The organism is Salisaeta longa DSM 21114, from assembly GCF_000419585.1.
In the GTDB taxonomy this organism is placed as follows: domain Bacteria; phylum Bacteroidota; class Rhodothermia; order Rhodothermales; family Salinibacteraceae; genus Salisaeta; species Salisaeta longa.
In genome coordinates this window covers 1,018,070-1,033,685 of record NZ_ATTH01000001.1, presented here as the reverse complement: position 1 = coordinate 1,033,685, position 15,616 = coordinate 1,018,070, and the positions used below count along the sequence as shown (strand labels likewise).

General features: G+C 64.6%; 12 protein-coding genes. 9 read left to right on the top strand and 3 right to left on the bottom strand.

All coding sequences use genetic code 11. The features are described 5' to 3' along the window. Positions 1–78: 78 nt before the first annotated feature. From SALLO_RS15175 to SALLO_RS0104325, 5 genes are all read left to right on the top strand, one after another. Positions 79–1,929 (top strand): tetratricopeptide repeat protein, encoded by a 1,851-nt coding sequence (locus SALLO_RS15175; RefSeq protein WP_022835097.1) that lies wholly within the window; start codon positions 79–81, stop codon positions 1,927–1,929. A 15-nt stretch (positions 1,930–1,944) separates the two neighbouring features. Then, positions 1,945–3,207, top strand: a complete 1,263-nt coding sequence (locus tag SALLO_RS0104340; RefSeq protein WP_028566894.1) for a hypothetical protein — start codon at positions 1,945–1,947, stop codon at positions 3,205–3,207. 22 nt (positions 3,208–3,229) lie between these two features. After that, positions 3,230–3,862, top strand: coding sequence for a hypothetical protein (locus tag SALLO_RS0104335; RefSeq protein ID WP_022835095.1), 633 nt, complete (start codon positions 3,230–3,232; stop codon positions 3,860–3,862). Positions 3,863–4,100: 238 nt separating this feature from the next. Next, positions 4,101–5,306: a DUF1015 domain-containing protein gene (locus SALLO_RS0104330; protein WP_022835094.1), complete on the top strand. Its 1,206-nt coding sequence runs from the start codon at positions 4,101–4,103 to the stop codon at positions 5,304–5,306. A gap of 45 nt (positions 5,307–5,351) precedes the next feature. Next, a complete protein-coding gene (locus tag SALLO_RS0104325) occupies positions 5,352–6,554 on the top strand; it encodes a phosphoglycerate dehydrogenase (protein WP_022835093.1) in 1,203 nt (400 codons plus the stop codon). A gap of 13 nt (positions 6,555–6,567) precedes the next feature. Here SALLO_RS0104325 and SALLO_RS17650 read toward each other — a convergent pair whose 3' ends face one another. Beyond that, the gene (locus SALLO_RS17650) at positions 6,568–7,380 is read right to left on the bottom strand and encodes a CAP domain-containing protein (RefSeq protein ID WP_084696153.1); all 813 of its coding nucleotides are present in this window, start codon (positions 7,378–7,380) and stop codon (positions 6,568–6,570) included. 176 nt (positions 7,381–7,556) lie between these two features. On the opposite strand from SALLO_RS17650, the gene SALLO_RS15165 reads away from it, so the two are divergent. From SALLO_RS15165 to SALLO_RS0104300, 4 genes are all read left to right on the top strand, one after another. Then, positions 7,557–8,420, top strand: coding sequence for an NAD-dependent protein deacetylase (locus SALLO_RS15165; protein WP_022835091.1), 864 nt, complete (start codon positions 7,557–7,559; stop codon positions 8,418–8,420). Continuing rightward, positions 8,398–9,294, top strand: coding sequence for an MBL fold metallo-hydrolase (locus SALLO_RS0104310; RefSeq protein ID WP_022835090.1), 897 nt, complete (start codon positions 8,398–8,400; stop codon positions 9,292–9,294). Before SALLO_RS15165 ends, SALLO_RS0104310 begins: the two co-directional genes overlap by 23 nt. Before the next feature lie 173 nt (positions 9,295–9,467). Beyond that, the gene (gene ftsH, locus SALLO_RS0104305) at positions 9,468–11,495 is read left to right on the top strand and encodes an ATP-dependent zinc metalloprotease FtsH (RefSeq protein ID WP_022835089.1); all 2,028 of its coding nucleotides are present in this window, start codon (positions 9,468–9,470) and stop codon (positions 11,493–11,495) included. 46 nt (positions 11,496–11,541) lie between these two features. Beyond that, positions 11,542–12,051, top strand: a complete 510-nt coding sequence (locus tag SALLO_RS0104300) for an HhH-GDP family DNA glycosylase (protein ID WP_028566892.1) — start codon at positions 11,542–11,544, stop codon at positions 12,049–12,051. A 27-nt stretch (positions 12,052–12,078) separates the two neighbouring features. Here the strand turns inward: SALLO_RS0104300 and SALLO_RS0104295 are convergent, their stop codons facing one another. Further along, positions 12,079–13,734: a M1 family metallopeptidase gene (locus SALLO_RS0104295; protein WP_022835087.1), complete on the bottom strand. Its 1,656-nt coding sequence runs from the start codon at positions 13,732–13,734 to the stop codon at positions 12,079–12,081. Between the two features lie 6 nt (positions 13,735–13,740). Beyond that, complete coding sequence (glmS, locus tag SALLO_RS0104290) at positions 13,741–15,576, bottom strand: glutamine--fructose-6-phosphate transaminase (isomerizing) (RefSeq protein WP_022835086.1); 1,836 nt, start codon at positions 15,574–15,576, stop codon at positions 13,741–13,743. Between the last annotated feature and the right edge of the window lie 40 nt (positions 15,577–15,616).

Here is a 15,616-nt window from a genome sequence, read left to right as displayed (position 1 = left end):
CCCGCAGCCCGCGCCGAGATGAAACGTCTGTGCAGGGCCCGTCGTGGAAGCAGAAACGCACCATCATCTCACAACCGGTTGGAGCTGTTGATTGTCCGAACGACACAGCGCGCCCTGCTCCTGAGCGTCTCGTTGCTCGTGCTTGTGGCTGCGCCCTTGGGCCCCTCCGCGCAGGCGCAGTCGACCGAAGGCGCCCAGACGCGCCGCCTGAACGCGGCCCGCGCGCACATGCAAGCCGGACGGTACGAGGCGGCCGTGGATGCCCTCAAGCCGCTGTACGACGCGCAGCCGTCCAACTACATCTACTACAGCAAGCTGAAGGAGGCCTACGAGCAGCTGAAGCGGTACGACGCGGCCATCGCGCTGGTGGATGCGCGCATCGACGGAGCGCCTGCGCCGCACCTGATCGCCGAAAAAGCGCGCCTCGTCTATCAGAAGGGAAATGTGGAGCGGGCCTTTGCGTTGTGGGACGAGGCCATTGCCGCCGCACCGCAATCGGCCGGTAGCTACCGGGTGGTGTACCAGTCGCTGTTGCAGGTGCGGCGCTTTCGCAAGGCTATTGACGTGGTGCAGCAGGCGCGCAAGGCGCTTGACGATTCAACGGCCTTTCGCATGCAGTTGCCTTACCTGTACGCGCTCACCGGGCAGCACGGCAAGGCGATGGAAGAGTACGTGGCGCTGCTCGCGGAGAACGAACAGCAGCTCGGGTTTGTGCGGAGCCGGCTGCAGGCGTTCGTCTCACAGGGCGAGGGCATCGACGCCAGCCTGTCGGTGCTGAAAAACGCCGTCCGCCAGATGCCGCGCAACACCGCGTACCGCGAATTGATGGCGTGGCTCTACATGAGACAGCGCCGGTACACGCCCGCGTTCGATGTGTACCGCGCCCTCGACCGCTTGCAGCAGACGCAAGGGCGCGCCTTGCTCCGGTTTGCGCAACGGGCGGTGGAGGCCGATTCGTTCGCCGTGGCCAGCAAGGCCCTCGACGCGGTGCTCGCGCGGTATGACGAGACGCCCATTCGTCCGCAGGTGCAGGCCACTTACGGACGCTTGCATGAGCGCTGGGCGCGCACCACGGGCGACTCAACCCACTTCGCCGCGGCCCGCACGGCATACGAAGCGTTTTTGCAAGAGCATCCGGCCCACGAAGCCGCGCCCCTGGTGCAGTATCGCCTCGCCCGCCTCCAAATGGACGTGTTTCGGCGGTACGACGCCGCGCAGCGACAGCTGGAAGCCTTAACGTCCACCCAGCACCCGGTGGCCGATAGCGCGCGCTTCGATCTGGGGCGCCTTGCTGTGCTCGAAGGCCGCCTGCCCGCGGCTCGTACGGCCTTTCAGCAGGTGGAAGCGTCGATGCGGTCTGGCGACCTCGCGGGCCGCGCGCGGTACGAGCTGGCGCTGCTCGACTTCTACAGCGGCGCCTTCGAGGGCGCCAGTGCGCGACTGGAAGGCATCACCGAGAGCCGGTCGGACGACGTGGCCAACGACGCCCTGCATTTGCTATCCCTCTTGCAAACGAATCAGTCGCCCGGCGACTCGCTGCACGCGGCGCTGAGTGCCTACGCCACGGCCCGCCTTCAGCTCCGGCAGCACCGGTATGCCGACGCGCACGCTACGCTCGACAGCCTGCTGGCCGCGCATGGCGCGCATCCAATCGCCGACAACGCGCGCTTCTTGCGGGCGGCGGCGTATGCGGCACAAGAGCATCCGCGCAAAGCGGTGGCCACGTATCTGGAGATCCCGCAGATGTACCGGCAGAGTCCGCTGGCGGATCAGGCCCTGCTCCTGGCGGCCCGCCTGCAGGCCGAAACGCTGCGCGACGCTTCGGCTGCCCGCGACACCCTCCTCCGGCTCCTCGCCGACTACCCGAACTCGCTACTCGCCCCTGAGGCCCGCGCGGCCCTCCAGCGGTGGGCGCGCCCCCAAAGCTAACAACGCCCGATGGTCATGAAACGCCTGCTCCTCTGCTGCATCTTGTTGGCGGTGTCCGCGGCCCTCGCACGGGGCCAGGACGTGCTCATTCCGATGGATGACGCCCAAGCCAACCACCTTAAGGCCTACGGCGTCGTGTTTCACGCCTTAGAGCGCGGCACCACCAGCGAGTGGCTGCTCAACTACCGGGGCGGCTCGTTCTTGATGCCTGCTGCGCCCGCGGTGTTGCGCGAGCTACGCACCGAAGGCATCACCTTTAAATCCCTGGCGTCGAGCGCATCCGCCCAAATCGTACGCACCGTCGAGAGTCCGGGGAGCAATATGTCGGTGGTGCGGCTGACGAAAGCGCCCAAGATTGCGGTCTACGCGCCCGATGGTACCGTGCCCTGGGACGATGCCGTGCTGCTTGCGCTTACCTACGCCAACGTGCCGCACGACCTCATCTATGACGAGGAGATTCTCAATGGAAAACTGTCGACGTACGACTGGGTGCACCTGCACCACGAGGACTTCACCGGGCAGTTCAGTAAGTTTTTGCGGTACCGAAACGAAGGCTGGTACATCAAGCAGCAGCGCCAGGCGGAAGCGTCGGCGCGCAAGTTTGGCTACCGGAAGGTGAGCGCCCTGAAGTTAGCCGTGGCGGAAAAGATCCGCTCCTACGTAGCCGGTGGCGGCTTTTTGTTTTCGATGTGCACCGGCACCGAGACCATCGACTTGGCCCTCGCGGCGCACAAAACCGACATCGTGCCCGAAGCTTACGATGGCGATCCGGTGGCGCCCAACGCCATGCAGCAGCTCGACTACAGCCACACGTTTGCGTTCAAGGGTTTTCGGCCCAATACCAACCCGTACGACACCGATCATTCCACCATCGATGTTGGTCCGCCGCCGCGCCCGCTGCGCGACCCCACGCTCGACTACTTTACGCTGTTCGACTTCAGCGCCAAGTGGGATCCGGTGCCCACGATGCTCACCCAAAATCACGTGGCGACGGTAAAGGGATTCGTGGGCCAAACCACGGCGTTTGACACGCGCTATCTCAAGGACAAAGTGGTGGTGCTGGCAAAGCCCCCAGAGCGGGCGCAGGCGCGCTACATCCACGGCACGTTGGGCAAGGGCACCTTCACGTTTTACGCGGGCCACGACCCGGAGGACTACCAGCACTTTGTGGGCGATCCGCCCACCGATCTTTCGCTGCACAAACATTCGCCCGGCTACCGGCTCATCTTGAACAATATCTTGTTTCCGGCGGCGAAGAAGCAGAAACAAAAGACCTGACGCGACCAACGCTTTGGCCTTCATGAGCCATATCGATTCATTCCGGCACGCGCTGGTCGGACACTGGGCGGGCCTTCCGGTGTATCATCCGCTGGAACCGATCCGAGGGGATTTTACGTGCGGTCCCGAGCATCTGGTGCTGGGCGGCGGCAGCGGGGAGCATCCGGCCATGGTGGTGGAGGATCCGACGAGCGCCGTTGCGCAGTTTTTAGTGTACAAGCTGGAAATGCTCCAAGACAGCCCGGTCCTCGAAAAATACCATCCGCTCAAAGGGCAGGCCGCTGCATGGCTTCCAAAGATTCGCCCCTTTAACACGCGGGCCCCGGAGGCGGTGCTTGTGTTTTACGACTGGCGCGCGGACGACCATGCCCGCTTCCGCACCCGGTGCCAATCGCCAGCGCTGGTGCACCCGTGGCAGCCTGCGGGCACGGAGTTATCATTTCTGGAATGGTTGGTCATCGGGTTTGGGGAGTTTGTGTTCTTTGCGATGCCGGACCTCGTGCCGTCGCTCATGCAGCAGCTGCCGGTGGACGCGCCGTACACCTACGTTCGCCACGTTGAGTTTTCTAACCTTGCGCTGTGGCCGCCCAATATGCCGGTGTACGCAAACGGCGGCAATGCCTTCAGCAGTCGCCGGGCCAGCAGCGCGTCATAGCTGCACGTGCGCCCTTGCTTTGCCTCCGTTATTGCAATCCAATCTAATCGCTTCTTATCATTGGCGCGTTGCCAAAAGGTTCAGCGGGCGATAAGTTACGCACGATGAGCCATGTCGCTACACCGTTTCCGGTCGTTGCACACTAGGCGGTGTACCGAGCGGATGCGCCGTACGTGGCGTCCCTCCGGGCTCATCCTCGACCGTACCCGTTCTTCCGTTTTGAAACCGCTTCCACCTTATGGCCGACCTGCACCCGTTTCGCGCTGTCCGTCCGCTGCCCGACGCCGTCGAGGAGATTGCTTCCGTCCCGTACGATGTGATTGACACGACCGAGGCCCGCGCCCTGGCCGAGGGCAAGCCCAAGAGCTTCCTGCACGTCATTCGTCCGGAGATTGACCTGCCGGAAGGAACGGATGAGCACGCCGACGCGGTGTATGCGCAGGGGGCAGCCAACCTGCAGGACCATGTAGCGAGCGATTACACCGTGCAAGAGGAGACGCCGTCGGTGTACGTGTACCGACAGGTGATGGACGGCCGCTCGCAGGTGGGCGTGTTTGCGTGTGCCGCGGTGGCCGATTATGACGCGGAGGTGATTCTGAAGCACGAACTCACGCGGCCCGCGAAAGAGGACGACCGGACCCGCCACATCGTGGAGCAGCAAGCCCACGCCGAGCCGGTGATGCTCACATTTCGCGATACGGCAGGCATCATGGATCTCATCGAGACGGTGCAAGCCACCGAGCCGCTGTACGACTTCACCGCTGCGGACGACGTGCAGCACACGGTGTGGCGCGCTGCAAACACCGAGGCTTTCGTTGATGCATTTGCCGACATTCCGCAGCTCTACATTGCCGACGGCCACCACCGCTGCAAGGCGGCGAGCCGTGCGGCCCAAGCCGTCGATTTGAGTGAGCACCCCGAGGCCCGCTTCTTTCCGGCGGTGTTCTTTCCCATGGATCAGATGCACATCATGGCGTACAACCGCGTGGTGCACCAGCTGCCTACCGATGCGGCCGCGTTCCTGGAGCAGGTGGAGGCGCGCGCCGCGGTGGAGCGCGCCGTGGACGATCCCGTTCCCAGCGAAAAGGGCACCGTGTGCTTGTACCTCGACGGCACGTGGCACCGCGTCGCCCTACCGGAGCCCGCGAGTGATCGGACCGTTGACGCGCTCGACGTGTCGCGCCTGAGTGCGGCCATCCTGGAGCCGCTGCTCGACATTACCGATCCGCGGCGCGACCAAAATATCGACTTCGTCGGCGGCATTCGCGGCACCGCGGCGCTCGAACAGCGCGTGGACAGCGGCGATGCGGCGCTTGCCATCTCCATGTACCCCACGAGCATCGAGGAGCTGCTGGCCGTGTCGGACGAAGGCGACCTGATGCCGCCCAAGTCGACCTGGTTTGAGCCGAAGCTGCGCAGCGGCCTCCTCGTCCATTTGTTTTAACCGCTGCCGCCTACGCCTTTTCTACGCACCGAAGCCCCTGGTTTTATGACTGTTCTTGTTGCGGATAACATCGCCAACGTAGGAATTGAAGCCCTGCAGGACGCGTCGCACCGAGTTGTTGAGGAACCGTCGCTTGCGGGCGACGCCCTCGTTGAGGCGCTGCGCACGCACACGCCCGACGCCCTCATCGTCCGCTCCACCAAGGTGACGCCCGAAGCGCTCGATGCGAGTCCGCCGCTCGCGCTCATTGTGCGCGCCGGAGCCGGCTACGATACCATCGACGTGCAGGGCGCCTCGGCCCGCGGCATCTTCGTGGCCAACTGCCCCGGCAAGAACTCCGTAGCCGTGGCCGAGCTCACGCTTGGACTCATTGCGGCCCTCGACCGGCGCATTCCCGACAACGTAGCCGACGCGCGCGCCGGGCACTGGAACAAGAAAGCGTATGCCCAAGCCGAAGGTCTGAAAGGCCGCACGCTCGGTATCGTTGGGCTGGGCAACATTGGGGATGCCGTGGCGCAGCGCGCAAAGGCGTTCGATCTGGACGTGATTGCGTGGAGCCGTTCGCTCACGCCCGAGGACGCTGCGGCGCAAGGCATTGGTTACCGGGCCTCGCCCGCAGCGGTAGCGGCCGACGCGTCCATCGTAACCCTCCATGTCGCATCAACGCCCGAGACGAAGCACCTCGCCGACCGGTCGTTCTTTGAAGCCCTGCCGGCGGGCGCCATCTTCATCAATACCACGCGGGCGGCGGTGGTGGATGAGGACGCCCTGGCGTGGGCGCTGGAGGCGAAGGATCTGCGCGCTGGGCTAGACGTGATGTCCGGCGAACCGTCGCATAAAGAAGGCGCGTTCAGCCATCCCCTCGCCGATCACCCGCACGTGTACATGACGCACCACATCGGCGCATCGACGCAGCAGGCGCAAGATGCCACCGCGCTCGAAGCAGCGCGTGTCGTGAACACGTTCGAGGAAACGAGCGAGGTGCCCAACTGCGTGAACCTGGCGCACCAGACGCCGGCCGTCTACCAGATGACGGTGCGGCACAAGGACAAAGTGGGCGTGCTGGCGGGCGTCCTCGACGAGATGCGCCGTGCCGAATGGAACATTCAGGAGATGGAAAACCGCATCTTTGAGGGCGCGCAGGCCGCCGTGGCAAGCCTCCGCTTCGATGGCGCTATGGACCAAGACTGCCTCGCGCGCATCGAGGAGCGCGACGACGTCTTTGCCGTCTCGTTGGTGGAGCTGTAGCCGCGCACGGACGCTACCGTACGCGAATGCGCGGGCCCTTGGCCACGTCGTAATACTGATAGTCGCCCTGCCGCGACGAAAGGAACCAGAGCTCCAGCCGGTACGTGCCGGGTGTTTGCGGCGCGCGCAGCGTGTCGTTAAACGTGTACTTCATCGGCTTGTCGGCGCCGCCGTCATCGAAGGCATAGAACGTGGGCGCCGGGCGGCTGCCCTGGGGCTGTACGCGCACAGCCTGCATGGCGCCCGGTTGCCATCTGTACGGCAGCGGATCGGCCAGGTAAGCCGCGGCGCGCGCAAAAAATTGCGTGCCCCGGTACGACTGGCGCCCCTGGTGGACGATGCAGGCGCCCAGATGCGTGTAATCGGGGCTGAGGATGTTGGCGCGATGGCCGGGGCTGTTCATCCAGCCGCGCATGGCCTGCGCCGCGAGGGCGTCTCCGCGCAAGTCTGCACCGGAAAGGCTCCACACGTTCTCGCCAAACCCGCCGATGAGCGTGCGGTGGAAGCGCGCGCCGCGGTCGTCGGGCCGAACGCCATCGGGCGACACGTGGCCCATATAATTTCGAGCCAGCATGTCGCGGCTGTGGCGGCACGCAATCGAGTCGAGCCGTGCATCCCGGCGCAGCGGCTGCAGCCCGCGCTGGGTGCGCTGGGCGTTGGTCCGTTCAATCAGCGCCCGGCTGGCCGCGCGATCGATGGTGCCCACCGCCGGGCGGGCCCTCGGCGTCGTTGGTTGCGACGCCGAGGCGCACGCAAAAAGCAGCAGCCCGGCAACCGCCGCGAGCGTTGGCAGGCGCAGCATCGAAGAGGCGTGTGCGAAGGGCATGGGCGGCGGGGGTGGTCACGGATGGCGACGGGCCGGGCGGGTGCACTCCACCAACATCGCCCGAAAACGCGGCAGACGCAAGCGCCTGTGGCAGAGCGCGCTTCGTTGGCGGAACGGCACGATTGCGCTACAGGTTCACGTTTTATCTGATGAGTAAAGCAAACGTGTGCAGGGCGATGAGCGATCCAATGGACGATCTGGTGGCGTTGCTGCGCGACCGCCGGGTTGTCGTTCTTACCGGCGCGGGGGTAAGCACCGAGTCGGGCATCCCGGACTATCGCGGGCCGACGACGCGCCGAAAGACGCGGGCGCCGGTGCGGTATCGGGCCTTCATGAACGAGGAGGCCGCGCGGCGTCATTACTGGGCCCGTAGCGCGCTGGGCTGGCCCCGCTTTGCGGCCTTCCAGCCCAACGCCGGACACGACGCGCTGGCCGCGCTCGAACAGGCGGGCTGCGTGGAGGGCGTCATCACGCAAAACGTAGACCGGCTGCATCAGAAGGCCGGAAGCGAAGCGGTGGTTGAGCTTCACGGGGCGCTGGCCGATGTGCGCTGCATGGACTGCAACGCCCGCGAAGACCGATCGGCGTTTCAAAAGCGGCTGCTTTTGTTCAATCCGAACTGGGAAGAGCAAACCGCCGCGCTGGCGCCTGATGGCGACGCCGAACTTCCGCCCGATGTGACGGCGCACTTTCGCGTACCGGCGTGCCGCCGGTGCGGGGGCATCCTGAAGCCCGATGTCGTCTTCTTTGGCGAGTCGGTGCCCGCGGCCCGCGTGCAGGCGGCATGGGCACTCCTTGAGCGGGGCGAGGTGCTGCTGGTGGCGGGCTCCTCGCTGGCAGTGTACTCCGGCTACCGCTTCGTCCTGCGGGCGCGCGACACGAAGCGGCCCGTGGCGCTCGTCAACCTTGGCACCACCCGCGCCGATGCCCATACCACGGTGCGGGTGCAGGGCAAAACCGGAACCCTGTTGCCCGCGTTAGCCCATCGCCTGCTTCCCTCATACACCCGTCCCCATCATGCCGCGCATCCACACGCTTGATCTGCACTTCCAGGATACGCCCGAAGCCATCGCAGCCTATCTCATTCCGCACGCCGACGGCGGCCTGCTGGTGGAGACGGGCCCCGGCTCAACCACCGATGCCCTCGTTGAGGGGCTCTCCGCGCACGGCCTCACGCCCAACGACATTACCGATGTGCTGCTCACGCACATTCACCTCGACCATGGCGGCGCTGCCGGCTGGCTGGCCGCGCACGGCGCCCGCATTCACGTGCACGAAGTAGGCGCGCCGCATCTGATCCGTCCGCACAAGCTCCTGAAAAGCGCCACGCGTATTTACGGCGACGACATGGACCGGCTGTGGGGTGAGATGCGCCCTGTGCCCGAAGAACAGGTGCATGCGCTGTCTGATGGCGACACGGTGCGCGTGGGGCCGCATGCGTTTACGGCCTACAGCACGCCGGGCCACGCCTACCATCACATGGCGTATGTCATCGACGGCTGTTGCTTCTCGGGCGATGTTGGCGGGGTGCGGCTGCCGGGCGCGGCCCACGTGTCGCCGCCGTTGCCGCCGCCGGAGATCCGCCTAGACCTCTGGAAGGCGAGCATCCAGACGCTGCGCGGGCTCGATCTGGACGAAATTGCTCCGACGCACTTTGGACGGTACACCGACGTGGCGGCGCACCTCGACTCGCTGGAGGCAAGCGTGGAAGCGGCCGACGCATGGATTGAAACAGCCCTTGCCGACGATCCCGACGATGAGACGCTGGAACGGCGTGTGTCGAACTGGCTCGAAGAACGGGCGCGCGCCGATGGCGTGACCGACGCCCAGTGGGCCCGTTACGAAACGGCCAACCCAAGCTGGATGGCCGCCGCCGGCCTGCGCCGTTACGCCGCGTATGCCGCATCGCACTGATCGTGCAAGCGCATGGCGCCTTCGCAACACGAGCGTTACAGCTATGGTGTTGTCGTCAAAGGTAGCGGATGCGTCAAAGATTCAGACACATTCCCGGGCAGCCCGTGTAAGAGCATGTCGAATCTGACCGGGCTATTCGGTTTCGATAAATCATCACAGAGTAAGGCAGCAACGTGGCGAACGAGAACAAGCAGTCTGAGGCACGCGGGTCGAAACAGTCGAGCGGCGGGCCCAGTCGGGGCCATCTTATTGTCTGGGTTATCGCAGTATCGCTCCTCGTGCTGTGGGCTTGGGGATATTTTGGCGTAGGGGCCGCCGGTGGACCGGACATCCCCTACAGCAAATTCCGCCAGCAAGTCCAGGAGAAAAATGTAACGGAAGTGGTCGTGCAGGGCAACACCGTGCGCGGCTCCTTTAAGGCTCCGGTGACGGTACAGGTGGATGGCAGCGCGACCGAGGCGCAGAAGTTTACCACCCATCTGCCGTCCTTTGGCGACGAGCAGCTTATGGAGTTGCTGTCGAACAACAGTGTGGAGGTGGTCACAAAGCCCACCAGCGACTTCCCGTGGAGCCTCATCATCATGCTCTCGCCGGTCTTGTTGCTCTTTGCCTTCGGCTACCTGTTTCTGCGCCGGATGCAGTCGCAGGGCCAGGGCTTGTTCTCGGTGCGCAAGAGCAAGGCCAAGCTGTTCGATCGCGACACCGAAGATACGACGTTTGAGGATGTAGCGGGCGCCGACAATGCCAAGGAGGAGCTGCGCGAAGTCATTGCGTTCCTGAAAGACCCCCAGCGTTTTGAGCGGCTGGGCGGCAAGGTGCCCAAGGGCGTGCTGATGGTGGGCCCGCCGGGGACCGGAAAGACGCTGCTGGCCCGTGCCGTGGCGGGCGAGGCCGACGTACCGTTTTACAGCGTCTCGGGCTCCGACTTCATGGAGATGTTTGTGGGCGTGGGTGCCTCGCGGGTGCGCGACATGTTTGAGAAGGCGAAGGAAGATGCGCCGGCGATCATCTTCGTCGACGAGATCGACTCCATTGGACGGAAGCGCGGCGCGGGCTTGGGCGGCGGCCACGACGAGCGTGAGCAAACGCTCAACCAGCTGCTCTCGGAGCTGGACGGCTTTGAGAAAAACGAAACGGTCGTGGTGATGGCGGCCACGAACCGCCCCGACATCCTCGACCCGGCGCTCACACGGCCCGGACGCTTTGATCGCCAGATCACCGTCGACCTGCCCACCCGCGAATCGCGGGCCCAGATTCTCGAAATTCACGCCCGCAACAAGCCGCTCAGTGACGATGTCGATCTGGACGAAATCGCACGGAGCACGCCCGGCTTCAGCGGCGCCGACCTCGAAAATCTCCTGAACGAAGCGGCGTTGCTTGCGGGGCGCTACGACCGCGACGCCATCACCATGGGCGACATCGACGAGGCCCGCGACAAGGTGATGATGGGACTGAAGCGCGAGGGCATGGCCATCGACGGCGAGGAGCGCCGGCTGTTAGCCTATCATGAGGCCGGCCACGCCATCGTGGCGGCCACCCTCGAGCATGCCGATCCCATCCACAAGGTTACGATTGTGCCGCGCGGCAAAGCCATGGGCGTCACGCAGCAGATGCCCGAGAAGGAGAAGTACCTCTACCGCCGCGAGTACCTCATCGACCGCCTGGCCGTGATCATGGGCGGGCGCGCTGCGGAGGAGCTCATCTTTGACACGGCCACCAGCGGCGCCGAGAACGACCTGAAGCAAGTACGCAAGATGGCCCGCAAGATGGTGCTCGATTGGGGCATGGGCGATACGTTCAAGCACATCGCCATGGGCGAAAGCCAGGGCAGCGTGTTCTTGGGCGAGGAGCTCTCGAAGGGCCGCGACTACAGCGACCAGACGGCCCGCGAACTCGATGAAGAGGTGCGCCGCATCACCGAGGCCGCGTTCCGTCGCGCCGTAGACACGCTTGAAACGCACCGCACGGCGTTCGACGGGTTGGCCGAGCTGCTGCTAGCCCGCGAAGAAGTGCCCGGTAGCGATGTGCTCGCCCTCGTGAACGGCGACCCCGTATCGGAGCTCTCCGATGCGGAGGAGGATGCCGGGGCGGCGCTTCCGCCCAGCGGCGACGGCGCCGTATCCAACGAAGACGACGTCCCGAGCGACGAATCGGTAGAGCCGTCCGAGTCGTCGTCGGATGGCCGGTCATCGGCTGCATAACCGCGACGAACACAACCGCACGCTTTTTCCCAACAGACCAGAGCTCATGGCCATCGACATCACGCCCATCGATTACGGCGACCTGAAGGGCGGTCTTGCGCGCATGATGGACCGCTACGCCGACGAAGGCACGCTCACCGGCGACGTGGCCGACGACGAGGCCCTTCGCGACGATCCGAACGCGGCGCTGCTTGGGCTGCTGTACGACCAGCGCGTTCGCGCCGAGTTTGCCTTTACGGGCCCCATCCGCCTCAAGGAGCGCCTTGGGCACCTCGACATGGAAAAGATCGCGGACATGGACTTCGAGGCGTTCCAAACGCTTTTCGCGGAGAAGCCAGCCGTGCATCGCTTCACGAACAAGATGGCGGAGAACACGCAAAAGGTGGCGGCGCATCTTGCGGAGCACTACGACGGCAACGCGGCCAATTTGTGGAACGACGGCGCCGACCTTGCGACGGTGGAGAAACGGGTGCGCAAGCTCGCGGGCTTCGGGAAAGGAAAGGCTTCGAAGGTGAAGTACGTGCTGCACTACTTTGGGCACCGCGACTTCTCGTAGGCACACCGCGTTGCCGATTCCAGCGTGCTACTCTGCGGAGTGGTACAGCAGGGCGCCGTTTGGGTCAATGCGGACGTTGGTTGTTGGCGCGGGCAGCGTGAGGGAAGCGCGGCCGTCGGGCATTGCCACGCGGCGCACCGTCCCGTTGACCGCGACAGGTACGGGCACGTGAAACGGCACGTCGTCTGGTGTTTGCCAGCGTAGCCGAAGCGTTCGTCCGGAGCGTTCCACGTCCAGTTCTGGTAGCTCTGCTTCGTAGAGGTACGCCATAAAAAAGCCGTCGAGTTGCCTTCCGGACACCTCCTCGGCAATCTGAACGAAGTCGGCGGTTGTGACGTGACGGCATTGCTGGCCGCCGGTGGCGGTGCGCGCGGTTGCCGTGGGGTAGGCAAAGCGCCGAAGGATGCGCCGCAACGTATCGGCGCCCACGACGTAGCGCAGCGTGTGGAGGATCATCGCGCCCTTGTAGTACAAATCGGACGAGTAGATGTCCTGCGCGCTGGTGGGCTGCAGCCGAGCGATGGGCGCGTCGTTTTGCACGTTGCTGCGAAAGTGCCGGATGGCGCGCTGATAGCCCGCGGCTCCGTTCAGGCGCTCGGCGTACAGGGCCTCCAGGTACGTCGCAAAGCCTTCGTGCAGCCACATGTCCTTCCAGTCGGCAACGGTTACAAGGTTGCCAAACCACTCGTGGGCCAGCTCGTGGAAGTGCAGCGCATCGAAGGAGGTGTCGTAGCCCAGGCCGCCGTCTTCAAAATCGCTGCCGTACGCAATGATGGTCTGGTGCTCCATGCCCAAAAAGGGCGTATGCGCAATTCCGTACTTGTCGGTGCGAAAGGGATACGGCCCCAGGGTCTCTTCCAGGAACCGGACGTGGTCCAGGAACGACGGCAGGCGACGCTGCGCGGCCGCGCGTCGGGCGGGGAGCACATAAAACGAAACCGGTAGCGAGCGCCCAGTAACGCTCCGGTAGGTCGTGTCGATGCGGGCGTACGGGGCGATGTTGAGTGCAACGCCGTAGGTGTTGATGGGCGTGGTCACGCGCCAGTGGAACGTGCGGCGCCCGCGCTTGGTCGTTACGCGCTGCAAGACCCCGTTGCTTGCTGCCACCAGCGGCGCGGGTACGGTCACGGCGATGCGCATCGAGTCGGGCTCATCCGACGGATGGTCTTTCACAGGCCACCAGAGATCGCCCCCCGCCGATTGGTTGGCGGTGGCCACCCACGGCGCGCCATCGGCGGTTTGCTGCCAGGTGAAGCCGCCATTCCAGGGCGGGTTGGGGGCTACGCGGGGTGCGCCGCCGTAGGCAACGGCCACCTGCACGGTATCGCCCGGACGCGTCACACGCGGCAGCGTGATCCACAGCTGATTGTTGGCGGGCCCGCGGCGCTCATAGGCCAGCGGTTCGCTTGGCCGCTCCTGCCACGCCTTGCGCACCGTCAGGCGCTGGTCAAGGTTCAGAACAAACGACGCCAGCGGGCGCTGAATGGCAGCCGTTACGCGCAGCGTGCCGGCTATGGTTTGCTGCGCAGGCTCTACAGCGACGGCAAGGTCGTAAAACGTCACGTCGTACGCGGCCTGCTCGGGGAGGAGCGGGCCGCCGGAATCGGGCGCGGGCTGCCCGCAGGCCGTCAGGGGCAACAGGAGCAGCGCGAGCGCCCAAAACGAGTGCTTCAGGTGCGGCATCCGGGACTATTCGACGGTGACACTTTTGGCGAGGTTGCGGGGTTGGTCGACGTGGCAGCCGCGCATCACGGCGATGTGGTACGAGAGGAGCTGCAGCGGAATGGCCGTGAGGAGCGGTGTGAGGAACTCCTCGGTCTTTGGAATGCGCAGCACGTACTCGCACAAGTCGTCGAGCTCGCCATTGCCTTCGTCGGTGATGGCAATGACCGAGCCGTCGCGGGCGGCCACCTCCTCGATGTTGGAGACCACCTTGTCGTACGTTGAGTCCTTCATGGCGATGAACACCACCGGCATGAAGCGATCGATAAGGGCGATGGGGCCGTGTTTCATTTCGGCCGCTGGGTAGCCCTCGGCGTGGATGTACGAGATCTCTTTGAGCTTCAGGGCGCCCTCGAGCGCAACAGGGAAGTTGTACCCGCGCCCCAGGTACAGGAAGTTGGCCGCGTAGCGATACACGTTGGCCATGTCCTCAATCTCCTCGTCCATCGCCAGCACCTCGCGCACCTTGTCCGGCACGGCCGCGAGCGCCTGCAGGTTGTGGGCCATCTCGGCGGTGGACAGGGTGCGGCCCTCGGCGAGCTTAAGCGCAAGCATCGTGAGCACGGTCACCTGGGCCGTGAAGGCTTTGGTGGAGGCTACACCAATCTCGGGGCCCGCGTGCAAGTACACGCCGGCGTCGGTCTCGCGGGCGATGGTGGACCCCACGACGTTGCAAATGCCAATGCACGGGATGCCCCGGCGACGGGCCTCGCGCACGGCGGCCAGCGTGTCGGCCGTCTCGCCGCTTTGGGAAATAACCAGCACCACATCGCCTTTGCGCAGCACCGGATTCCGATACCGGAATTCGCTGGCATACTCGACCTCGACCGGGATCCGCGCCATCGACTCGATGAGGTATTCGCCCACCAGTCCCGAGTGCCATGAGGTGCCGCATGCGGCAATGATGATCCGGTCGGCATCGCGCAGGTCATCAATCACCTGATGCAGGCCCCCCAGGGTAATCTGTTGTTGGTCGGGCAGGACGCGCCCCCGCATGCAGTCTTCCAGCGCGGTGGGCTGCTCCATGATCTCTTTCAGCATGAAGTGGTCGTAGCCGCCCTTCTGGATCTCGGAGAGGTCCCACTCCAGCTCGTGGACTTCCTTTTCCAGCTCGACGTTGTCGATGGTGCGTACGGTATAGCCGCTCCGCCGCACGGTTACCATCTCGCCGTCGCTCAGGTACACCACCTGGCGCGTGTGCTCAACGAGCGGGGCCGCATCGGAGCCAATGAAGTACTCGCCGTCGCCAATGCCCAAAATGAGGGGACTTCCCTTGCGTGCCGCGATCAGCAGATCGGGATCTTCTTCGGAGACCACCGCAATGCCGTAGGTGCCCACCACCTGCGTGAGCGCCTGGCGTACGGCTTCCTCCAGGGGCAAATCGGTCGCGCGGCGCACGTCCTCAATCAGGCGGACGAGCACCTCCGTGTCGGTGTCGCTCTGGAAGGTGTAGCCCTTTTCGGCGAGCTTCTTTCGGATGGCATTGTAGTTCTCGATAATGCCATTGTGAACCAGGGCAAACGTGCTGCCGGTGCTGTCGTGCGGATGCGCGTTCACGTCGTTCGGCGGCCCGTGCGTAGCCCAACGGGTGTGCCCAATGCCCACGCTGCCCTGTAGCGGCGCCCCTTCGATGGTCGATTCGAGGTCGTGAACCTTCCCCTTGGTTTTTTTGATTTGCAAGCCGTCATCGCCAATAATGGCTACCCCGGCCGAGTCGTAGCCGCGATACTCCAGGCGCTGCAGCCCGTTGATGAGGATGCTCTGGGCTTCTTGGGTGCCAATGTATCCGACAATTCCACACATAAATAGCTTTGAGAGATGGGTAAAAAAACCGAATGCGGCG